At 71.6% G+C, this 21,126-nt stretch carries 16 protein-coding genes and 1 pseudogene; 9 read left to right on the top strand and 8 right to left on the bottom strand.

The window, feature by feature from the left end:
• Positions 1–68: 68 nt before the first annotated feature.
• The 4 genes from ACGFT1_RS10730 to ACGFT1_RS10715 are packed head-to-tail and all read right to left on the bottom strand — an operon-like array spanning position 69 to position 3,570.
• Entirely contained in the window at positions 69–788 is a 720-nt protein-coding gene (locus tag ACGFT1_RS10730; protein ID WP_356819386.1) for an ABC transporter permease, read from the bottom strand.
• 10 nt (positions 789–798) lie between these two features.
• Positions 799–1,710: an ABC transporter ATP-binding protein gene (locus ACGFT1_RS10725; protein WP_121787943.1), complete on the bottom strand. Its 912-nt coding sequence runs from the start codon at positions 1,708–1,710 to the stop codon at positions 799–801.
• Positions 1,707–2,615 carry an ABC transporter permease gene (locus tag ACGFT1_RS10720; protein WP_373908642.1) on the bottom strand — a complete coding sequence of 303 codons (909 nt, stop codon included), beginning with the start codon at positions 2,613–2,615 and terminating at the stop codon, positions 1,707–1,709. Before ACGFT1_RS10720 ends, ACGFT1_RS10725 begins: the two co-directional genes overlap by 4 nt.
• Positions 2,605–3,570, bottom strand: coding sequence for an ABC transporter ATP-binding protein (locus ACGFT1_RS10715; protein WP_373908765.1), 966 nt, complete (start codon positions 3,568–3,570; stop codon positions 2,605–2,607). The genes ACGFT1_RS10720 and ACGFT1_RS10715 overlap by 11 nt, the downstream gene beginning before the upstream one ends.
• Positions 3,571–3,837: 267 nt before the next feature.
• Between ACGFT1_RS10715 and ACGFT1_RS10710 the strand changes: the two are divergent.
• The 5 genes and pseudogenes from ACGFT1_RS10710 (at position 3,838) to ACGFT1_RS10690 (ending at position 9,129) form a co-directional block, all read left to right on the top strand.
• Positions 3,838–4,679, top strand: a pseudogene (locus ACGFT1_RS10710) (M24 family metallopeptidase).
• Complete coding sequence (locus ACGFT1_RS10705) at positions 4,676–6,430, top strand: SDR family oxidoreductase (RefSeq protein WP_373908641.1); 1,755 nt, start codon at positions 4,676–4,678, stop codon at positions 6,428–6,430. The pseudogene ACGFT1_RS10710 and the gene ACGFT1_RS10705 overlap by 4 nt, the downstream one beginning before the upstream one ends.
• A gap of 208 nt (positions 6,431–6,638) precedes the next feature.
• Positions 6,639–7,187, top strand: coding sequence for an RNA 2'-phosphotransferase (locus ACGFT1_RS10700; RefSeq protein WP_373908640.1), 549 nt, complete (start codon positions 6,639–6,641; stop codon positions 7,185–7,187).
• A gap of 35 nt (positions 7,188–7,222) precedes the next feature.
• Complete coding sequence (locus tag ACGFT1_RS10695) at positions 7,223–8,125, top strand: LLM class flavin-dependent oxidoreductase (protein WP_373908639.1); 903 nt, start codon at positions 7,223–7,225, stop codon at positions 8,123–8,125.
• A gap of 113 nt (positions 8,126–8,238) precedes the next feature.
• The gene (locus ACGFT1_RS10690) at positions 8,239–9,129 is read left to right on the top strand and encodes an HAD-IIB family hydrolase (protein WP_373908638.1); all 891 of its coding nucleotides are present in this window, start codon (positions 8,239–8,241) and stop codon (positions 9,127–9,129) included.
• A 47-nt stretch (positions 9,130–9,176) separates the two neighbouring features.
• Here the strand turns inward: ACGFT1_RS10690 and cydD are convergent, their stop codons facing one another.
• From cydD to ACGFT1_RS10675, 3 genes are read right to left on the bottom strand one after another with little or no spacing between them, the layout of a single operon-like run.
• Positions 9,177–12,788, bottom strand: coding sequence for a thiol reductant ABC exporter subunit CydD (gene cydD / locus ACGFT1_RS10685; protein ID WP_373908637.1), 3,612 nt, complete (start codon positions 12,786–12,788; stop codon positions 9,177–9,179).
• A 59-nt stretch (positions 12,789–12,847) separates the two neighbouring features.
• Complete coding sequence (gene cydB / locus ACGFT1_RS10680) at positions 12,848–13,867, bottom strand: cytochrome d ubiquinol oxidase subunit II (RefSeq protein ID WP_373908636.1); 1,020 nt, start codon at positions 13,865–13,867, stop codon at positions 12,848–12,850.
• A 15-nt stretch (positions 13,868–13,882) separates the two neighbouring features.
• Positions 13,883–15,391, bottom strand: a complete 1,509-nt coding sequence (locus ACGFT1_RS10675; RefSeq protein WP_373908635.1) for a cytochrome ubiquinol oxidase subunit I — start codon at positions 15,389–15,391, stop codon at positions 13,883–13,885.
• Between ACGFT1_RS10675 and ACGFT1_RS10670 the strand changes: the two genes are divergently transcribed.
• Positions 15,364–15,864, top strand: a complete 501-nt coding sequence (locus tag ACGFT1_RS10670) for a cyclophilin-like family protein (RefSeq protein ID WP_373908634.1) — start codon at positions 15,364–15,366, stop codon at positions 15,862–15,864. The genes ACGFT1_RS10675 and ACGFT1_RS10670 overlap by 28 nt on opposite strands.
• Positions 15,865–16,015: 151 nt before the next feature.
• On the opposite strand, the gene hisC is transcribed toward ACGFT1_RS10670, so the two are convergent.
• Positions 16,016–17,095 (bottom strand): histidinol-phosphate transaminase, encoded by a 1,080-nt coding sequence (gene hisC, locus ACGFT1_RS10665; protein WP_373908633.1) that lies wholly within the window; start codon positions 17,093–17,095, stop codon positions 16,016–16,018.
• A gap of 454 nt (positions 17,096–17,549) precedes the next feature.
• Here hisC and ACGFT1_RS10660 point away from each other — a divergent pair, with 454 nt between their 5' ends.
• The 3 genes from ACGFT1_RS10660 to ACGFT1_RS10650 all read left to right on the top strand — a co-directional run bounded on the left by ACGFT1_RS10660 (position 17,550) and on the right by ACGFT1_RS10650 (position 21,081).
• Positions 17,550–18,662 (top strand): LacI family DNA-binding transcriptional regulator, encoded by a 1,113-nt coding sequence (locus ACGFT1_RS10660; RefSeq protein ID WP_373908632.1) that lies wholly within the window; start codon positions 17,550–17,552, stop codon positions 18,660–18,662.
• Positions 18,663–18,952: 290 nt separating this feature from the next.
• The gene (locus ACGFT1_RS10655) at positions 18,953–20,032 is read left to right on the top strand and encodes a metallophosphoesterase (RefSeq protein ID WP_373908631.1); all 1,080 of its coding nucleotides are present in this window, start codon (positions 18,953–18,955) and stop codon (positions 20,030–20,032) included.
• Between the two features lie 179 nt (positions 20,033–20,211).
• Positions 20,212–21,081 (top strand): hypothetical protein, encoded by an 870-nt coding sequence (locus ACGFT1_RS10650; protein WP_373908630.1) that lies wholly within the window; start codon positions 20,212–20,214, stop codon positions 21,079–21,081.
• Positions 21,082–21,126 lie beyond the last annotated feature (45 nt).

Genomic DNA, 21,126 nt, shown 5'->3' with positions numbered 1-21,126 from the left:
GAGCGCGGAAGGCGACGGGGGCCGCTCGCGCGGCCCCCGTACCTCTTGCTCCGTGCGCCGCGTACCTCTTACTCCTCGCCCGCCAGCGTCAGCGCCCGCAGCTTCTGCCCGGCGTACCAGGTGGCGAGCACGGTGACCGCCACCAGCAGCACGGTGGCCGTCGGCAGGCTCACCTCGGAGGTCACCAGGTCCCCGCCGGCCAGCTTGTGGGCGACGGCCAGCGACCACTGCTGGACGCTCAGCGTGCGCGCACCGGGCACGAGGGAGCCGAACAGCGCCTCCCAGACCAGGGCGTAGACGAGCCCGAAGACCACCGCGTGCCGGGAGACGGTGCCCAGCAGCAGGAACAGCGCGGAGTAGGCGATGGAGGAGATCAGCGCGGCGACCGTGTAGGCGACGGCGATCTGCTGGCCGTTGCCGTTCAGGATCAGGCCGGCGATCAGGGTCGGCACCGCCGAGAAGACCATGGTGACGCCGACGGCGACGATCAGCTTGGTCAGGATGATGGTGGGCCGCTTGAGCGGCTTGGACAGCAGGTAGACGACGGAGCCGTCGTCGATCTCCGGGCCGATCGCGCCCGTTCCCGCGATGACACCGATGATCGGCACCATCGTGGCGAGCGCGAAGCCGCCGAGCACGTCCGACGCCGTCTGGTCGTCGGCTCCGGTCAGGCCGCGCACGGCCACGGAGATCACGATCAGCAGCAGCGGCAGCGCACCGAGGATGAGGGCCCGTCGGCGGCCGAGCAGGGCACGGTAGGTGAGTCGGGCGACGGTGGGGTCATACATCATGGGCCTCCTACGCCGCGACCAGGTACGAGAAGACGGATTCCAGGGACTCGTCGGACGGCGAGACCGTGAGGAGCCGGATGCCGTGGTCCCTGGCGACCTTCGGCAGCAGGGCGGTGAAGCGGCCGAAGTCGACGGCCTGGACGCGCAGCGCGCCCTCGGTCACGTCGACCTCGATGCCGGACGTCGACGGGTCGGCGATCAGCGCGGCCGCGAGGGCGCGGTCGTCGCTGGAGCGCACCAGGTAGCGGTGCGGGCGGTCGGTCATCAGACGGCGGATCCGGCGGAAGTCACCGCTGGCCGCGTGGCGTCCGGCGACGACGACCTCGATGTGCCGGGCGAGCTGCTCGACCTCCTCGAGGATGTGCGAGGAGAACAGGACCGTACGGCCCTCGTCGCCCATCCTGCGCAGCAGCTCCATCAGCTGCATGCGCTGGCGGGGGTCCATGCCGTTGAACGGCTCGTCCAGCAGGAGCAGCGACGGGTCGTGGACGAGGGCGCTCGCCATCTTCACGCGCTGCCGCATGCCCTTGGAGTAGGTGGAGATCTTGCGGTCCTGCGCGTACTCCATCTCGACCGTGGCGAGGGCGCGCTGGGCCGCCTTGGCGCCCAGGCCGTGCAGCTCGGCGTTGGCGACGACGAACTCGCGGCCGGTGAGGAAGTCGTACATCGCCTCCCGCTCGGGGACGATGCCGATGTGCCGGTAGATGGCCTCGTTGCGCCAGACGGGCTGCCCGTCGAGGGTGACCGTGCCGGTGGAGGGGGCGAGGAAGCCGCCCATCATGTTGATCAGCGTGGACTTGCCGGCGCCGTTGGGGCCGAGCAGTCCGGTGACACCGGGGCCGATGGTCATGGTGATGTCGTTGACGGCGACGACGTTGCCGAACCAGCGGGACACGTGGTCGATGGTGAGCGTGGTCACAGTCCCACCTTCTTGTAGCGGCGGTTCAGGAGGCCGTAGCAGGCCGCGATCAGGGCCAGGACGAGGACGACGTACACGGCGCCCTCCCCGCTGGACGGGCCGACCCCGCCGGGGAAGCCGGAGCTGCCGCCGAGGAAGGCGTGCTGCACGCCGTCGATCAGCGTGACCGGCGAGAACAGGCCGATCCACGGGACGGCGCCGCCGCTGCCCTGGGCGTCGGCGATGGCCTGGAGCGTGGACACGGCGCCGTAGGAGATGGTCAGCACGGCGATCACGGCGGCGATGCCGAATCCCCGGCGCGGGGTGAAGGCGGCGATGACCAGGCCGATGCCGGCGAAGAGCAGGGAGAGCAGGGCCACGCAGACCAGTCCCTGGGCGAATTTCTCGGTCTGGTGGACGAAGCCCATCTTGGACAGCAGCGCGCCGATGTACATCACGAGCAGCGGGGCGCCGGTGAGGACGAACAGGGCCGAGGCGAGCGCCGCGAACTTCGCGCGCACGTAGTCGGCGCTCTCGATGGGCCGCGAGAAGTAGAGCGGTACGGTCTTGAAGCGCAGGTCGCGGGAGACCGCCTGGGGGGCCTGCGAGGCGACGTACAGGCTGATCACGGCCTGCATGGTGATCGCGTAGCGGGTGTAGGACACCGGCAGTTCGTGCGCCTTGGTGGCGACGGCGACGGCCACCATGATGGCGGCGGGCACGCACATCACCGCGAACAGCAGCATCGGCAGCACCTTGGACTTCACCGACCGGCCGAGGCCGTAGGCGCCGCGCAGGGACTGCGAGTACAGCGAGCGGCGGGCGTAGGCGCGGCCGAGGCGGGGGCCGTCGTAGCCGCGGTAGCCGATGTCGTGGATGCGGGACCGGTCGCCGGTGGGCGTTGCCGGGGAATGCTCAACCGCCATGGCCGACGGCCTCCTTCCGCTGTTCGTCGTTGCCGGTGAACACCTCGGAGATGTGGTGCCGGCGCTGTTCCATGCGCACCAGGCCGAGCCCGAGGTCGGCGACCACGTCCCGGACGAGGTCGTACGTCTCCTCGCCCGCGGCGGTCAGCAGCAGGATGTGCCCGGCGCCGGGCAGGCCGCCCGCCTCGGCGTGGGTGTCGACCCCGCGCGCGTGGAGCGCCTCGCGGACCGCGCGGGTGCCGTCGGGGTGGCTGTCGCTGTCGGTGACCTCGATCGCGAGGGTGGTCGTGGTCTGGGTGAAGTCGGTGGTGGAGCTGGAGCGCAGGAGCTTGCCGCCGTCGACGACGACGACGTGGTCGCAGGTGCGTTCCAGTTCGCCCAGCAGGTGGGAGGTGACCAGGACGGAGATGCCGAAGTCGGTGTGGATGCGGCGGATCAGGCCGAGCATCTCGTCGCGGCCGACCGGGTCCAGGCCGTTGGTCGGCTCGTCCAGGAAGACGAGCTGCGGGTCGTGCACCAGCGCCTGGGCGAGCTTCACCCGCTGCTTCATGCCCGTCGAGTAGCCGCCGATCGGGCGGTACCGCTCCTCGTACAGGCCGACGTGGCGCAGGGTGTCGGCGGTACGTTCGCGGGCCGCGGTGGGCGGCAGGCCGGACATGCGGGCCATGTGCACGACGAACTCGGTGGCCGAGACGTCCGGCGGCAGGCAGTCGTGCTCCGGCATGTATCCGACGCGCTCGCGGATGGTGGCGCCCTTGGTGGCCACGTCGAGGCCGAGCACCTCGGCGCGGCCCTCCGTGGCGGGGGACAGACCCAGCAGGATCTTGATCAGGGTGGACTTGCCGGCGCCGTTGGCCCCGACGAGTCCGGTCACACCGGGTCCGATGTCCACGGACAGCCGGTCGAGCGCGGTCACCCGGGGGAACCGCTTGCTCAGGCTTTCGGTCGCGATCACAGTCACGGTTCCGACAGTAGTGATCGGGACCACGCCGGTCGTCAGACTTCAGAGCCGTTTCACGTCAGACCCAGGTAGTACGGGGCCCTAGGGGAGGCCTCCCCAGGGGTGGTGCGAGACGGCCGCCGACGCTGACGGACTCGGGGATCACCCCTATTGACGACACCTCTAACAACTGTCACATTCACAGTGTCAAGTTACGGGCGGGTGCGCGGTCGACGGACGCGTCGCCGGGGCGAGTCGCCGGGGACGACGGGACGGGGCGGCATGACGACGGCAGTGAGCAACGGACTCTCCGTGGACCTACGGGGGTTCGGCAGAGTGCAGCGCCTCGCCTACGCGTGCGCGGAGGCGGTCGCCGCACGCCTCGAGCCGGGCGTGACCGAGCGCGAGGCCGCCCGGATGCAGCGCGAGTGGCTGCGTGGGCGCGGGGTGCGGGACTGGTTCCACCTCCCCTTCGCCTGGTTCGGGGACCGCACGGCGTTCACGGGCTTCCGCGTCCCGCTCCAGTTCTTCCCGACCGGCCGCGCGCTGGAGCCGGGAATGCCGTTCATCCTGGACATGGCCCCGGTGTTCGAGGGGTACGCGGCGGACATCGGCCACTCGGGCTCCCTGGGCGTGAACCCCGTGCAGAACCGGCTGAGGGCCGACCTGGGGGCGCACCGCGAGCTGATCCTGCGCGAGGTGCGCGAACGGCGCCCGCTGCGGGGGATCTACGAGGACGTGGACCGGCTCATGACCCGCCAGGGCTACGCCGACCGGCACCGGGCGCACCCCTTCGGGGTGATCGCCCACAAGGTGGGCCGGGTGAGACAGCGGCGCTGGTCGCCGCACCTGTTCGGGTTCGGCACCCAGTCCCTCAAGGGCCTGGCCGCCGACCGCTGCACGGCCACCGCGAGGGCTGGTCGACGCTGGGGTCGCCGTACCGCTTATCGGACCACCCGCCGCGGCCGGGCCTGTGGGCGGTCGAACCCCACCTCGGCTTCCGCGGCACGGGCGCGACGTTCGAGGAGATCCTGGTGGTGACCGACTCCCGGGACCCCGCGGAGAGCACCTTCTGGCTGGACGACGACCTGCCGCACGTGCGGCGCCGGGCGGAGGAGAAGTGACACGGAAAGACGCGCGTGAGCGCTGGGTGCGGACCGGCGGGGTCGAGCTGTGCGTGGCCGAGCTGGGCGACCCGCGGCGGCCGACGGTCGTCCTGCTGCACGGCTACCCGGACAGCAAGGAGGTCTGGTCCCAGGTCGCGGACCGGCTCGCCGACCGCTTCCACGTGGTCCTGTACGACGTCCGGGGCCACGGCCGCTCGACGGCACCCCGGCCGCTGCGCGGGGGCTTCACGCTCGCCAAGCTCACGGACGACTTCCTCGCCGTCGTGGACGCGGTGAGCCCGGACCGGCCGGTGCACCTCGTCGGGCACGACTGGGGCTCGGTGCAGTCCTGGGAGTTCGTCACGGTCGGGCGGACGAAGGGCCGTATCGCCTCCTTCACCTCGATCTCCGGGCCCTCACTCGACCACTTCGGGCACTGGATCGACGCGCGTGTGAAACGTCCGACGCCCCGCCGGGTCGGCCAGCTCCTGGGCCAGGGTGCCCGGTCCTGGTACGTATACCTGCTGCACACCCCGCTCCTGCCGGAACTGGCCTGGCGCGGCCCGCTCGGCAGGCGCTGGCCGCGGATCCTGGAGCGGGCCGAGCGGATCTCCGACGGCGACTACCCCACCGCCTCCCTGCCCGCCGACGCGGCCCACGGCGCCTGGCTGTACCGGGACAACGTCCGCGCCCGGATGCGCAGGCCGCGTCCGGACGCGTACGCGCACGCGCCCGTGCAGCTCATCACGCCCCAGGGCGACGCGTTCCTCTCCGAGCGGCTCTACGACGACCTGGACCGGTGGGTGCCGCGGCTGACCCGCCGCACGCTCCCGGCCCGGCACTGGGTCCCGCGCACCCGCCCCGACCAGGTCTCGGCCTGGATCGCCGAATTCGTCACGTCCGTGGAAGGCGGCCGTCCCGCCCCGAAGGGCACCGGCCCCCACGCCGACCGGTTCGGCGGGCAGTTGGTGCTGATCACCGGCGCGGGCAGCGGCATCGGCCGGGCGACCGCGTTCGCTTTCGCGGAGGCCGGCGCGCGCGTGATCGCCGTCGACCGGGACACCGACGCCGCGGCCCGCACCGCCGAACTGTCCCGGCTGGCCGGCGCGCCGGACGCCTGGGCCGAGCCCACGGACGTCTCCGACGAGCAGAGCATGGAGAAACTCGCCCACCGGGTCCACCGCGAGTACGGCGTACCGGACGTGCTGGTCAACAACGCGGGCATCGGCCTGTCCGGCTCCTTCTTCGCCACGACGGCCGACGACTGGCGCAAGGTCCTGGACGTCAACCTGTGGGGGGTGATCCACGGGTGCCGGCTCTTCGGCGCGCGCATGGCCGAGCGCGGTCAGGGCGGCCACATCGTCAACATCGCGTCCGCCGCGGCCTACCAGCCCTCCCGCGCCCTGCCGGCCTACAGCACCTCCAAGGCGGCGGTACTGATGCTCTCCGAGTGCCTGCGCGCCGAACTGGCCTCCCAGGACATCGGCGTCACGGCGGTCTGCCCCGGCTTCGTCAACACCGGCATCACCTCCACGGCCCGCTTCACCGGTGTCGACGAGGCCGAGGAGCGGCGTCGCCGGCAGCGGTCCGCCCGCCTGTACGGCCTGCGCAACTACCCACCGGAGAAGGTCGCCACCGCCATCCTGGACGCGGTGGCCCGCAACAGGGCGGTGGCCCCGGTGACTCCGGAAGCCCGGGCCGCCCACCTGCTGTCCCGCTTCCTGCCGGGCACGCTGCGCAGAATCGCCCGGGTCGAACCGAGACTGTGAGCGGGGGCCGAGCGGGGGCCGGTCCGGCTCGTCGACCGCCGTCACCGCGGGCACCCGCCGCACCGAGGACCGTTCGCGAAGCCCCCGACGGGCCCACCACTTGTCCACACTTTCGCCAAATTCCCTGTGGATAACCCCACTTGGCTGTGGACCAAACCTACGGAGAAAAAAACCTGCGTGATCCACGTCTCTCCCGCACGCTGGACCCATGAACGAACGACGCACCGTGCAGGTGTCCAAGTACCTCTCCAGACACCTGCGCCACCAGCCCGAGCGCATCGGGATCATGCCGGACCCGGGCGGCTGGGTGGACATCGGCATCCTGATCGCCGCGGCCACCGCGCACGGATTCCGGTTCACGCGGGACGAACTGGACCACGTCGTCGCCACGAACGACAAACAGCGCTTCGTGACGGAAGGCCACAGGATCCGCGCCAGTCAGGGGCACAGCATCGAGGTCGACCTCGGCCTGCCCCCGGCCACTCCGCCGCCGCACCTCCACCACGGGACGGCGGACCGTAGCCTGGACGCGATCCGCGCGGAGGGCCTCAGGCCCATGGGGCGGCACGACGTCCACCTCTGCGCCGACCGGGAGACCGCCACCCGGGTCGGCGCCCGCCGGGGCCGGCCCGTGGTGCTCACCGTCGACTCCGGCGCCATGCACCGCGACGGCCATGTGTTCCACCTCAGCGCCAACGGAGTCTGGCTGACGGCGGCCGTCCCCCCGCGTTACCTGCGCTTCCCCGACCCGCGCTGAGCACCGGCTCGCGCCGGGCGCTTACGCTCGGACCCATGAGTCTGCGTCTGAGCACCGTGATCCTGCCGTACCGCCGCTGGAACGAAGGCGGGCGTGCGTCCTGGGAGCGGGCCGAACAGCTCGGCTTCCACACGGCGTACACCTACGACCACCTGTCCTGGCGCAGCTTCCGTGACGGCCCCTGGTTCGGCGCGATCCCGACGCTGACCGCGGCGGCTGCGGCCACCGACCGACTGCGCCTGGGCACGCTCGTCACCTCGCCGAACTTCCGGCACCCGGTCACGCTGGCCAAGGAACTCGTCAGCCTCGACGACATCTCCGGCGGCCGGGTCACCCTGGGCATCGGCGCCGGCGGCACCGGCTTCGACGCGACCGCCCTCGGCCAGGACCCCTGGAGCCCACGGGAGCGCGCCGACCGGTTCGCCGAATTCGTTCCCCTCCTCGACCGCCTGCTCACCGAGGACACCGTGTCGCAGGAGGGCCGGTTCTACTCGGCGCACGAGGCGCGGAACGTACCCGGCTGTGTGCAGCGGCCCCGGCTGCCGTTCGCGGTCGCGGCCACCGGTCCCCGCGGTCTGACACTGGCCGCGCGGTACGGCCAGGCCTGGGTGACCACCGGCGACCCGAAGCTGTACGAGACGGGCACTCCCGAGCAGTCCGTGGAAGCACTGCGCGGGCAGCTCGGCAGGCTGTCCGAGGCCTGCGACGCCGCCGGCCGGGACGTGGCCGGGCTGGACAAGGTCCTGCTGACCGGCTTCACCCCGGACCGCGGCCGGCCGCTCGGCTCTGTCGACGCCTTCGTGGACTTCGCCGGCCGGCACCAGGCGCTGGGCTTCACCGAGATCGTGATCCACTGGCCCATCCCGGACTCCGACTTCGCCGCGGACGAGAAGGTCTTCGAGCGGATCGCCGCCGAAGCCCCGGCCCAGCTGGACTGAGCCCCGCCGGGACCGGGCGGACGGTCCCGGCCACCAGGGCCGCCGGCCCCGACAGGTCCGCGAGCGTCATCTGCGTCTCATCTGTGCGCACTTCCGCACGACCGTGCAGGCATATGCGCGAGAATGACCGGGTGACCTCAGCGACCAGACAGCCCGGGACCCCGTCCGCCGCCATCCGGCCGCGGCTGATCGCCACCGACCTCGACGGCACCCTGCTGCGTGACGACAAGTCGGTCTCCCCGCGGACCGTCGCCGCGCTGGCCGCAGCCGAGGCGGCCGGCATCGAGGTCTTCTTCGTCACCGGCCGGCCCGCCCGCTGGATGAACGTGGTCAGCGACCACGTCCACGGCCACGGCCTGGCGATCTGCGGCAACGGCGCCGCCGTGGTCGACCTGCACGGCGGCCCCGGCGCCCACCGGTTCGTCAAGGTACGCGAGCTGCTCCGGGAGAACGCCCTGAGCGCCGTACGGCTGCTGCGCGAGGCGGCACCCGGCACGGTCTTCGCGGTGGAGCAGACGTACGGCTTCCACCAGGAGCCGGACTATCCCAAGCTGCACATGGAGATCCCCGACAACCTCCGGCCCGCCGAGGAACTGCTCGCGCCCGACGGCCCGGACACCGACCAGCCCGTCCTGAAGATCCTCGCCTACCACCCGTCGCTCGACCCGGACGCCTTCCTCACCCTGGCCCGCCTGGCCGTCGGCGGCCACGCCAACGTCACCCGCTCCAGCCCCAGCGCCCTGCTCGAACTGAGCGGCGCCGACGTCTCCAAGGCCAGCACCCTCGCCCTGTGCTGCGCCGAGCGCGGCATCTCGCACGAAGAGGTCGTGGCCTTCGGGGACATGCCCAACGACGTCGAGATGCTCACCTGGGCCGGCCAGTCGTTCGCGATGGGCAACGCCCACCCGGACGTCATCGCCGCCGCGTCGGGCCGTACGGTCGCCAACAACGACGACGGGGTCGCCGTGGTGATCGAGAGCCTGCTCACGGACCACACTCCGTAACGCTCCCCGATCCCCACGCCGATCCCGGCTCCCGGCGAAGCCGCCGCCTACCGGGGGATTCCGGCGGGGGCGGCCGGGGCCCCCACCAGGGACTCCGCCTCCGCCTCCCGCCGGGCCAGCTCCCGCAGCGGCCCCTCCTCGCTGATCAGCCGCGCGTACGGCCCCCGCTGCACCACCCGGCCCGCGCCGAGCACGAGCACCTCGTCCACCGCGTCGAGCCCCGCCAGCCGGTGGGTGATCAGCAGTGTCGTACGGCCCTCGGTGGCGGCCAGCAGGTCGGCGGTCAGCGCGTCCGCCGTCGGCAGGTCCAGGTGCTCGGCGGGTTCGTCGAGCACCAGGACGGGAAAGTCCGCCAGCAGCGCGCGGGCCAGCGCCAGCCGTTGCCGCTGCCCGCCGGACAGCCGCGCCCCGTGCTCGCCCACCAGCGTGTCCAGGCCGTCGGGCAGGGAGTCCACCCAGTCCAGCAGCCGGGCCCGGGCCAGGGCCTCGCGCAGGCCGGCCTCGGTGGCGTCCTTCCTGGCCAGCAGCAGGTTCTCGCGCACCGAGCTGTCGAAGAGGTGGGCGTCCTGGGCACACAGCCCGACGAGCCGCCGCACGTCGTCACCGGCCAGCGCGCAGGCGTCCACACCGGCGAGCGTGTACGAGCCCGCCTCCGGGTCGAGGAACCGCAGCAGCACCTGGGCGAGGGTCGACTTGCCGGCCCCGGACGGGCCGACCACCGCGACCCGGCGGCCCCGCTCCAGGGTCAGGTCCAGCCCGGCCAGCGCCTCCCGCCGCTGTCCCGCATACCGTGCGGTCAGCCCCTTGACGACCACCGGGAACGGCGAGGCGGGCGCCTGCCGGGGCCGCTCCGGCTCGCGTACGGGCTCGGGGGCGTCAAGGACCTCGTACACGCGCTCCGCGCTGCGCCGCACCCGCTGCCGGTGACGCACGGCGAGCGGCAGCCCGAGGACGGCCTCGAACGCGGCCAGCGGGGTCAGGACGACCACGGCCATCGCCACACCGTCGAGCCGGCCGGCCGTCACCGCCTGGGCCCCGAGCAGCGCGGTGGCCGTGACGGTCAGCCCGGAGACGAGCGCGGTCAGCCCGTCACCGAGCCCGGTGACGGTGGCGGCGCGCGTGGCGATCCCGGTGAGGGTGCGGTCGGCTCGCCGGACGGCGGCCGTACGGGCGGGCAGCGCGCCGGCGACGGTCAGCTCCGCGGTGCCGGTGAGGAGGTCGGTCACCCGGGCCGCGAGCACTCCTCGGGTGGGCGCCAGCCGCCGCTCGGTCCGCCGGGCCACGCGTGCGGTCAGCCAGGGGACGCCCACGCCGGCCGCGAGCAGACCCGCCGCGAGAGCGGCCCCGGCCTCGGGCAGCAGCCAGGCCGTGAAACCGACGGAGGCCGCGGAGACGGCCAGGGCGACCGCCGCGGGCAGCAGCCAGCGCAGCCAGTAGTCCTGGAACGCGTCCACGTCCGCGACCAGCCGGGTGAGCAGATCACCGCGGCGCACGGTACGCAGTCCGGCGGGCGCGAGGCGTTCCAGGCGCCGGTAGACCGCGACCCGGGTGTCGGCCAGCATCCGCAGGACGGCGTCGTGCGACACCAGCCGCTCGGCGTACCGGAACACGGCCCGCCCGATGCCGAACGCGCGCGTGGCGGTCACGGCCACCATCAGGTACAACACCGGCGGCTGCTGGGAGGCGCGCGAGATGAGCCACCCGGAGGTCGCCATCAACCCCACGGCACTCCCGACGGCCAGACTCCCGAGCCCCCAGGCAAGCCCCATCCGCCCACGCCAGGCCCCACCGCCCCGCAAGACCCGCCCGAGAACCGTCCCACCGGCCTCGGCCCCCACCGGCCCGCGCCCGGCACGCCCGGTTCCTGCCGGCCCGCCGAGGCCGGCGGGCCCACCGGCCTCGGCCCCCATCGGCGCCCCCGCCGGTCCACCCGGCCCAGCCATCTCGGGCTCGCCCGCCAGGTCGCCGAGACGGGGGCGGGGGCCCGGGTCCCTGGTCGGCCGGCTGCCCGCCGAAGGCGTCACCAGCCCGCCGCGACCCAGCCGTACCACCCGGTCAGCCACCTCCAGCAACGCCGGCCGATGCACGACGAGCAACACGGTCCGCCCCACCGCGAGCCTCCGCACCGCAGCGACGACCTCCCGCTCCGTCACCCCGTCGAGCGCGGCCGTCGGCTCGTCCAGCAACAGCACGGGCCGGTCCGCGAGGAATGCCCGCGCCAACGCCAGCCGCTGCCGCTGCCCCGCCGACAGCCCCGCCCCGCCCTCCCCGAGCACGGTGTCGGCCCCGTCGGGCAGCGCCGTCACGAACTCCCACGCCCCCGCGTCCCGCAGCGCACGCCGGACCGCGGCGTCGTCGGCTTCGGGCCGCGCGAGCCGTACGTTCTCCGCGACGCTCCCGGCGTACAGATGCGGTCGCTGCGGCACCCACGCGATCCGCGACCGCCACTCGGCCACGTCCAGGCCCGCGAGGTCGGCTCCCCCGATCACCACCCGCCCCTCGCTGGGCCGTACGAACCCCAGCAGCACGCTCAGCAGGGTCGATTTGCCCACTCCGCTCGGCCCGACGAGGGCGACGGTCTCCCCGGGCTCCACGGTGAAGGACACACCGGTCACGGCATTCTCGGAGCGCCCGGGATAGCGCACGGTCACGCCGTCGAAGGCCACCGCGCCCGCGGGCACCACGCCGGTACCCGGCTCCGCCACCGGCGTCTCCAGCACGCTGAAGATCTCCTCCGCGGCGGCCAGCCCCTCCGCCGCCGCGTGGTACTGGGCGCCCACCTGCCGCAGCGGCAGATACGCCTCGGGCGCCAGCACCAGGATCACCAGTCCGACGTACAGATCCATCTCGCCGTGGACCAGCCGCATCCCGATCGCCACGGCGACCAGCGCGACGGACAGCGTGGCGAGCAGCTCCAGCGCGAACGAGGAGAGGAACGCGATCCGCAGCGTCCCCAGCGTGGCCTGCCGGTACTCACCGGTGATCCGCCGGATGGACGCGGCCTGCGCCTTGGCCCGGCCGAACACCTTCAGTGTGGGCAGCCCCGCCACCACGTCCAGGAAGTGTCCGGACAGCCGGGACAGCAACCGCCATTGCCGGTCCATCCGGGACTGCGTCGCCCACCCGATCAGCATCATGAAGAGCGGAATGAGCGGCAGGGTCCCGACGATGATCGCCGCCGACACCCAGTCCTCGGTGACGATCCGGGCGAGCACCGCCACCGGCACGACCACCGCGAGCCCCAACTGCGGGAGATAGCGCGAGAAGTAGTCGTCCAGGGCGTCGACCCCGCGTGTGGCCAGGGTGACCAGCGAGCCGGTCCGCTGTCCGCTCAGCCATCCGGGCCCCAGAGCCGCCGCCCGGTCCAGGAGCCGCCCGCGCAGCTGCGACTTCACGGCCGCGCCAGCCCGGTGGGACGCGAGTTCGGTGAGCCATGCGACAACCGCCCGCCCCACGGCCACGGCCGCCAACAGCAGCAGGGGAGTGCCCAGGTCAGCCGCCGACTTCCCGTGCTGGAACGCGCCGACGACGATCTGGGCGACCAGCATCGCCTGGGCGATGACCAGGCCCGCGCCGGCGGCACCCAGGACGACGACCGCCACGAGGAAGAACCGGGTGGCTCGGGCGTACCGCAGAAGGCGGGGATCGATTGGTTTCACGTGAAACAGGCCCTTCGGTCCTGAGGGTGTGTTCCATGTGGAACACACCCTCGGCGGACTCAGTGCGCGGTGCCGGCAGCGGCGTCGGCTGCGATGTGCTGGGTGCCGATCCGCTTGCGGAACACCCAGTAGGTCCAGCCCTGGTAGAGCAGGACGATCGGTGTGGCGATCGCCGCACACCACGTCATGATCTTCAGCGTGTACGGGCTCGACGAGGCGTTGGTGACCGTCAGGCTCCAGTCGCTGTCGAGGGTGGACGGCATGACGTTCGGGAAGAGCGACAGGAAGAGCATCGCCACGGTAGCCACGATGGTGATGCCGGACAGTGCGAACGCCCATCCCTCGCGCCCGAGCTGATTGGCCATGAGGGCGGCCACCAGGGCGGCCACCGCCACGATCAGGGCCACCAGGCTCTTGCCGTCACCGCTGTCGGCCTGTGTCCACAGCAGGAACGCCAGTGCCGTGACGGCCGTGACGAGACCGACCCACCGGGCCAGCCTCCGCGCCCGCACCCGGATGTCGCCGACGGTCTTGAGCGCGGTGAACACCGCCCCGTGGAAGGTGAACAGCGTGAGCGTCACCAGGCCGCCGAGCAGGGCGTGGGGGTTGAGCAGGTCCCAGACGCTGCCGACGTACTCGAAGTCACGGTCGATCCGCACGCCCCCGACGATGTTCCCGAACGCGACACCCCACAGGAACGCCGGGAGCAGCGAGGTCCAGAAGATCGCCGTCTCCCAGTTGCGCTGCCAGTTCTCCTCCGGGCGCTTGGCCCGGTACTCGAAGGCGACGCCCCGGACGATCAAACAGACCAGGACGAGGAGCAGGGGCAGGTAGAAGCCGGAGAAGAGGGTGGCGTACCACTCCGGGAACGCGGCGAAGGTCGCGCCGCCCGCGGTGAGCAGCCACACCTCGTTGCCGTCCCAGACGGGCCCGATGGTGTTGATCAGTACCCGGCGCTCGGCCCGGTCACGCGCCAGCAGCCTGGTGAGGATCCCGACTCCGAAGTCGAAGCCCTCCAGGAAGAAGTAGCCGGTCCACAGGACGGCGATCAGGACGAACCAGACGTCGTGAAGTTCCATGACTGTTCCCTCGGCCTAGTACGAGAAGGCCATCGGCTTGTCGGCGTCACGGGTGTCGCCGCCGATCTTCGTGGGCGGGTTGAGGTCGGCCTCGGTCAGCTTGGGCGGGCCGGCCTTGACGTACTTCGCGAGCAGTTTCACCTCGACGACGGCGAGGATCGCGTACAGCGCGGTGAAGACGGTCATCGAGAGGAGGACCTCGCCCTGCGAGACACCGGGGGAGACCGCGTTCCGGGTCTGCAGGACGCCGTAGACGGCCCACGGCTGGCGGCCCATCTCGGTGAAGATCCAGCCCCAGGAGTTGGCGATCAGCGGGAAGGCCAGGGTCCACACCGCGATGCGCCAGTACCAGGCGGTGAGCTTCGGTCCCAGGGCCTTGTCCCTGAACAGCACCAGGTGGGGCACCTCGTCGTCGCCGACCCGGAGGTGCTGCGCCAGCATGAACTTCTTGCGCGTCAGCCAGAGCCCGGCCAGGCCGATCGCGAAGGAGGCCATGCCGAAACCGATCATCCAGCGGAAGCCCCAGAAGGCGACCGGGATGTTGGGCCGGTAGTCACCGGGCCCGAACTTCTGCTGCTCGGCCTTGTTGACGTCGTTGATGCCGGGGACGTACGAGGTGAAGTTGTCGTCGGCGAGGAAGGACAGCAGGCCGGGTATCTCCACGGCCACGGTGTTGTGGCCCTTGTCGACGTCACCGTAGGCGAAGATCGAGAACGGCGCCGGCTTCTGGCCGTCCCACAGCGCCTCGGCGGCGGCCATCTTCATCGGCTGCTGCTTGAACATGACCTTGCCCAGCACGTCACCGCTGACCGACGTGAGCAGACCGGCGACGACCACGGTGATCAGGCCCAGCCGTAGCGAGGTCTTCATCTCGCGGATGTGCTTCTTGCGGGCCAGGTGGTAGGCGGAGATGCCCACCATGAAGGCGCCACCGGTGAGGAAGGCGGCGGACAGGGTGTGGAAGGCCTGGCTGAGGGCGGTGTTCTGGGTCAGCACGGCCCAGAAGTCGGTCAGCTCCGCCCGCCCCTTCGCCTTGTCGATCCGGTAGCCGACGGGGTGCTGCATCCAGGAGTTGGCCGCGAGGATGAAGTACGCCGACAGCACCGTTCCGATCGAGACCATCCAGATGCAGGCCAGGTGGATCTTCTGCGGCAGCTTGTCCCAGCCGAAGATCCACAGGCCGATGAAGGTGGACTCGAAGAAGAAGGCGATCAGTGCCTCGAAGGCCAGTGGAGCACCGAAGATGTCACCGACGAACCGCGAGTAGTCCGACCAGTTCATGCCGAACTGGAACTCCTGCACGATGCCGGTGACCACGCCCATCGCGATGTTGATCAGGAAGAGCTTGCCCCAGAACTTCGTCGCCCTGAGGTACTTCTCCTTCTCCGTGCGCACCCAGGCCGTCTGGAGCCCGGCCGTGAGGGCGGCCAGGGAGATCGTCAGCGGGACGAACAGGAAGTGGTAGACGGTGGTGATGCCGAACTGCCAGCGCGCCAGTGTCTCCGGCGCCAGAGCCAGGTCCACGTCGTCACTCTCCTTACTACGCCGTGGTACAGCGGCGATTTGCCCCGCTTGTCAGCTGCATACCGGAGCAATCGGGACGCGCTTGTGAACGCGTTCACATTCACAAGCCATTATGCACGCACTTGATTTCGACTGTCGAAGGGGGGTCCACCCTCCGCCTCCACGTCAGAACCTTGGCAGCGACTTCAACACGTTGTGGGAGTCGCTGTCGTGCAGATACGCATCTTCTGGCCCGCGGGCAACATCACCGCGAGCCTCGACGCAAGCACGCCACCCACCAAGGCCCTCTCGAAGGCACTGCGGTCGCTTCGATCGCGCACACATGGGGTGAGGATGTGTATTTCGACACAGGCGTCTCTGTTTCACGTGAAACGGACGCCCGGCCGATCGTGGCACCGGGCACGGTCGCCGCCCGGACGGACGGCGACGCGCTCACCCTGCCCTACGGCCCCCCGCCGATCTCACAGGGCTGAGGATCCCCCGGAGTGAGTTCCGGGGGGCCGCCTCGCGAGCCCACGCACCGTCCCCGGCGGCGTGGACGGGGACGCCGGCGCCCTGGCGACCGTACGGAACGGCGCCCCCGTCCGTGTGGAGCTGATCGAGGAGCAGAGAACGGCGGGTGGGCTACAGCTCCCCGCGGAACGCCTCCGCGGCCTTCAGGAAGATGTCGTTCGCCTCGGTCTCCCCGACCGTCACTCGCACACCCTCGCCCGGGAACGGCCGCACCACCACACCGTGCTGCTCACAGGCCCGGGCGAAGGCGACCGTACTCTCCCCCAGCCGCAGCCACACGAAATTGGCCTGCGTCTCGGGCACCGTCCAGCCCTGGTCCCGCAGCGCGTCGACCACGCGAGTGCGCTCACACACGAGCGAGCCGACCCGGCCCAGCAGCTCGTCCTCGGCCCGCAGCGAGGCGACCGCCGCCTCCTGCGCGAGCTGGCTCACGCCGAACGGCACCGCCGTCTTGCGCAGCGCGGCCGCCACCGGCTCATGGGCGATCGCGAAACCGACGCGCAGCCCGGCGAGCCCGTACGCCTTGGAGAACGTGCGCAGGACGCAGACATTGGGCCGCTCCCGGTACAGCTCGACACCGTCGGGCACCTCGGGGTCCCGGATGAACTCGCGGTAGGCCTCGTCCAGCACCACCAGTACGTCACCGGGCACCCGGTCGAGGAACCGCTCCAGCTCGGCCCGCCGTACCACCGTGCCGGTCGGGTTGTTGGGGTTGCAGACGAAGATCAGCCGGGTCCGGTCGGTGATCGCGTCCGCCATCGCGTCCAGGTCGTGCACATCACCCGGCGTCAGCGGTACCTGCACCGACCGGGCACCGCTGATCTGCGCGATGATCGGGTACGCCTCGAACGACCGCCAGGCGTAGATCACCTCGTCACCCGGCCCGCTGGTGGCCTGCACCAGCTGCTGGGCGACCCCGACCGAGCCGGTTCCGGTGGCCAGGTGGGAGAGCGGGACGCCGAAGCGGTCCGACAGCTCGTTCACCAGCCCGGTGCAGGCCATGTCCGGGTAGCGGTTGAAGGTGGAGGCCGCCGCGGTCACGCTCTCCAGCACACCGGGCAGCGGCGGGTACGGATTCTCGTTGGAGGACAGCTTGTAGGCGACCGGTCCGCCGGTCGCCGCCGGCTTGCCCGGCTTGTAGGTGGGGATCCCCTCCAGCTCGGCGCGCAGCTTGGGGTTCGTCTCGCTCACCGCAGTCCTCCTCGCGACCACCGGCGGACCATCGACGCCGCCGGCTTCCCATACTCCTCACCTTAAGAGGATTCGGCGCCCCTGCGTACAGGCGCGGGACGCGCATGTGTGCGAGCGCGGCCCCGCGAACAGGACGAACCCCGCCGGGCCCGGCGGCATCCCGGGCATCACCGTACGAAGGCGTGCGTTTCGGGGGGCGCGCCGTACATATATCTACGCGCCCATGGCTCGCGCCGTGGCGCGCGTCCCCCGTGAAGGTGAGTTGAGACCTCTTCGAGACATCGGACCCTCGGCAGGTTCATCCGCGTCGACACGTCACGTCGTACCATTGAATTAGACAACTACCTGGGTTTCCAAGGGAGTTGACTCCGTATGACCATGCAGAAACGTGCCTGTCAACGCGTGCATATGCGTCCGCACCACCCCACCGCATGAGCCCTACTATCGGCTCGCCATGACAGCAGCAGGGAAGCACCAGGTGAGCCGCGCGGAAACCTCGCGTCGAGGCAACCGGCCCGGTCGGGCCGGCATCAGAGACGTCGCCGCAGCAGCCGGGGTCTCCATCACGACCGTCTCCGACGCCCTCAACGGCAAGGGCAGGCTGCCCGACGCCACCCGCCGCCATGTCCGCGAGGTCGCCGACCGGCTGGGGTACCGCCCCTCGGCCGCCGCACGCACCCTCCGTACCGGCAAGTCCGGGCTGATCGGCCTGACCGTGACGACGTACGGGGATGAACCTTTCACCTTCACGGAGTTCGCCTACTTCGCCGAGATGGCCCGGGCCGCCACCTCGGCCGCGCTCGCCCGCGGCTACGCCCTGGTCATCCTGCCCGCGACGTCACGGCACGACGTCTGGTCCAACGTCGCCCTCGACGGCACGATCGTCATCGACCCCTCCGACCAGGATCCCGTGGTCAGCGAACTGGTGCGGCAGGGACTGCCCGTCGTCTCCGACGGCCGCCCGGCCGGCGCGCTCCCCGTCACCGCCTGGGTCGACAACGACCACGCCGCCGCCGTACTCGACATCCTGGACCACCTCGCCGCCTCCGGCGCCCGCCGCATCGGCCTGCTCACCGGCACCTCGACGGACACGTACACCCACCTGTCGACCTCCGCCTACCTGCGCTGGTGCGAACGGGTCGGCCAGGAACCGGTCTACGAGGCCTACCCCGCGCACGACCCGTGCGCGGGCACCGTCGCCGCCGACCGGCTGCTCGCCCGCCCCGACCGCCCCGACGCCGTCTACGGCCTGTTCGACCCCAACGGCACCGATCTGCTCGCCGCCGCCCGCCGCTACGGGCTGCGCGTCCCCGAGGACCTGCTGGTGGTGTGTTGCAGCGAGTCGGCGGTCTACGCCGGCACCGAACCGCCCATCACCACGCTCTCCCTGAAACCCCGCCGCATCGGCACGGCGGTCGTGCAACTGCTCATCGACGCCATCGAGGGTGTCCAGGGAGACCGGCCGGTCGAGCAGGTGATACCGACCGAGCTGATCGTGCGCACCTCGTCCCAGCGACGTCCGCCGCGCACGACGATCAGCCCGCCCCGTACCCCCGACGACACGTGACGCCGGAGCGGCACCGCGGGCGCCAGGGGGGACCGGGAGCCCGGGGCACCCCGACGGGGTCCGGGCCGGCGGACGCGTGCCCGGCCGGCGCTCCGGTCGCCCGACAGCCTGCCGAACACCTGCCCAAACGGGGCGAAAGCCGCGGCGAACCGGAGTCTTGTTCCGATTCACCACCCCTGGGTCATCACATGGCGCTACGCGCATTCCTATGATGGGCCCACGACACCGCGGACCGCTGCGACCAGGCAGTCCGAAGCGGTGCAGATGCGGCGCGATGGTGGAGGGGTCTGATGACTCAGGGGGCCGGTCAGGGACCCGAGGTGGAGCGGACGGCGACGCTACGCGATTTCCGGGTACCCGCGTACGTCCATGACACCGCTCCGTACGTCCACGGCATCCACCCGGGCGACGCCGAACCGCCCGCCGACGAGGCGTACCCGGAGGGTTACACCCCCACCCAGCGCGACCTGCCGGTCATCGGCCCCGGTGACACCCTCCAGGTCCCCGTCGAGCCGGCCGCCGCCGCCCCGGTACCCCAGCCCGTCTCCGGTCCCGGACCGCTCTACGTCGTCGGTGACGTCCACGGCTACCTCGACGAACTGATGACCGCCCTGCAGGCGCAGGGCCTGGTCGACGCCTCGGGCCAGTGGTGCGCCGGCACCTCCCGGCTGTGGTTCCTCGGCGACTTCACCGACCGCGGCCCCGACGGCATCGGCGTCATCGATCTCGTCATGCGGCTGTCCGCCGAGGCCGCCGCGGCCGGCGGCTACTGCAAGGCCCTCATGGGCAACCACGAACTGCTGCTGCTCGGCGCCAAACGGTTCGGCGACACCCCCGTCAACTCCGGTGCGGGAACCGCCACCTTCCAGGCGGCCTGGCTGCTGAACGGCGGCCAGAAGACCGACATGGACCGCCTCCAGGACCACCACCTGCAGTGGATGGCCCGCCTCGACGCCGTCGAGGAGGTCGACGGCTATCTGCTCATCCACTCCGACACCACCGCCTACCTCGACTACGGCGACTCGATCGAGGCGGTGAACGACACCATCCGCGAGGCCCTGACCCGCAACGACGCGGACGAGGTCTGGGATCTGTTCCGCAAGTTCACCAAGCGCTTCTCCTTCCGTGACGAGGGCGGCGCCGACGCCGTACGCTCCCTCCTCGATACGTACGGCGGCGCCCGGGTGGTTCACGGGCACAGCCCGATTCCCTACCTTCTCGGTGAGGTCGGTTCCGAGGAGGGCGAGGACGGCGCCGGCCCGGCCGTCGAGGGACCGCACGTGTACGCCGACGGCCTCGCCATCGCCATGGACGGCGGAGTGACCATGGCCGGAAAGCTACTCGTCCAGCAACTTCCCCTGAGCGGCTGACCGTTCCGCGGGCACGGCTCGCCCGGCCGCGAAAGCGCAGGCCGGAACGCAATTTCCGGTAACCTCTGTCACCGCGCGCCGTGCCGGCTCTACCATCGGCTTATCCGTAGCAGGCTCCCCTCCGTTTCTGCCCGACGGCTCGCCGGCGTGCGAGCCCCAGCCCTACGGAGCACCGGGGGATGCACATGAACAGCGTTCCGCAGCACCTTCAGAACGAGGACCGCCAGGATTTCGAGCGGCTCCTCGATGAGGCGCTGCGCTCCGCACCCGACCGTCCGGAACTGGCCGCTGTGGGTCAGCGGCTCGATCCCGAACAACTGCGCACCATGGCACGAAGCGCCAGCGCCCTGATCACGGCAGCCGCGGCGGCCGAGTACCAGCACTACGTCAAGGTCCGCGACGAACTGCGTCACCCGGCGTTGTCCGTCCAGCCCTCCGCCGGCGGCCCCGGCGCGGTGGAACCGGGCCCGGACACCACGGACCTCGCCACCGCCCTCGGGGAGGCCGCCGAAAGCACCGGCGCGGGCGCCGTCGCCGTCATCGCCGTCCTCGCTCCCCTCCTCTCCGGAACCGCGGCCGTCCTCTTCCTGCTCGTCGGCTACCTCCTGAAGGTGCTGGATCCCGGGCAGACCTTCGCCCGGACCATGCTCACCACCGGCTGGGTGTTCGGTGCTCTGACGGCGGCCGGGATCCTCGTCGCCGCCGTCGGGCTGCTGCTCACCGCCCTGCGTAACAGCACCTCGGCGGAGGCCCGGGCCCAGGAGGCGGCGCACGAGGAACTGGCCAGGGCCAGAGAGGCGTGGCGGAAGGCGCTGCTGGAGCGCGGCATCCTGCCGTTCCTGCGGGAGGCGCTCACGGAACCGGGTCCGCCCGCCGTGCGCCCTACGGCCCCGCCGGCGCCGACGACCGGCCGCATCCCGCGCCTGGGCTACGACCGTCCCGGCTTCAGCAGCCCCGGGGACGACGGCACCGTGCGCGGCCGCCCCAGTTTCACCAGCCCCGACTACACGAGCCCGGACTACGGCGGCCCGGAGCACCAGCCCGACTGACGGCACCCGCGGCAGTCCGGCCCCGTGCGCCGGACGAGTGCGGCC

Origin of the sequence: Streptomyces sp. Y20 (assembly GCF_043195475.1) — a bacterium.
Lineage (GTDB): Bacteria > Actinomycetota > Actinomycetes > Streptomycetales > Streptomycetaceae > Streptomyces.
The sequence above is the reverse complement of the archived record's forward strand: the minus strand, read 5'-3'. Positions and strand labels throughout refer to the sequence as shown.

Excerpts from the sequence above, each read along its gene's own strand:
- ACGFT1_RS10720 (WP_373908642.1), bottom strand. The coding sequence starts at position 2,615 with ATGGCGGTTGAGCATTCCCCGGCAACGCCCACCGGCGACCGGTCCCGC.
- ACGFT1_RS10660 (WP_373908632.1), top strand. The coding sequence starts at position 17,550 with ATGACAGCAGCAGGGAAGCACCAGGTGAGCCGCGCGGAAACCTCGCGT.
- cydB (WP_373908636.1), bottom strand. The coding sequence starts at position 13,867 with ATGGAACTTCACGACGTCTGGTTCGTCCTGATCGCCGTCCTGTGGACC.
- ACGFT1_RS10655 (WP_373908631.1), top strand. The coding sequence starts at position 18,953 with ATGACTCAGGGGGCCGGTCAGGGACCCGAGGTGGAGCGGACGGCGACG.
- ACGFT1_RS10650 (WP_373908630.1), top strand. The coding sequence starts at position 20,212 with ATGCACATGAACAGCGTTCCGCAGCACCTTCAGAACGAGGACCGCCAG.
- ACGFT1_RS10730 (WP_356819386.1), bottom strand. The coding sequence starts at position 788 with ATGTATGACCCCACCGTCGCCCGACTCACCTACCGTGCCCTGCTCGGC.
- ACGFT1_RS10695 (WP_373908639.1), top strand. The coding sequence starts at position 7,223 with ATGAGTCTGCGTCTGAGCACCGTGATCCTGCCGTACCGCCGCTGGAAC.
- ACGFT1_RS10700 (WP_373908640.1), top strand. The coding sequence starts at position 6,639 with ATGAACGAACGACGCACCGTGCAGGTGTCCAAGTACCTCTCCAGACAC.
- ACGFT1_RS10690 (WP_373908638.1), top strand. The coding sequence starts at position 8,239 with ATGCGCGAGAATGACCGGGTGACCTCAGCGACCAGACAGCCCGGGACC.